The following is a 288-nucleotide window of genomic DNA, read 5'->3' as shown; positions in this document are numbered from 1 at the left end:
ACAGATTCTTGTGATACAGATGCGGTATTCGATGTAACTTCAGATTATGCTTTTGCCAACCTTGCTTCCACTTGTGGACTTGGTGGTACAATTACAGTTACCTATACCGTTGCAGATGATTGTGATAACGAAACTATACTTATTGCAATTCTTACGCTTAACGATTCTATCGGTCCAGATTTAACAGTTTGTACTACAGTTACAGATGCCTCTGTAGATTGTACAGCAGATGATAACGAAACTATTGCCGATGCTTGGAATACTGCTAACATACTTGCGCTTGAATCT

At 38.9% G+C, this 288-nt stretch carries 1 protein-coding gene; it reads left to right on the top strand.

Annotation, left to right across the window (positions count from 1 at the left end; genetic code table 11):
* A partial coding sequence (locus ACVCZW_RS00210; RefSeq protein WP_452231310.1) for a hypothetical protein occupies positions 1-288 on the top strand: 288 nt, incomplete at both ends.

The sequence above is a fragment of the Lacinutrix sp. MEBiC02595 genome (assembly GCF_053601555.1).
The sequence above is the reverse complement of the archived record's forward strand: the minus strand, read 5'-3'. Positions and strand labels throughout refer to the sequence as shown.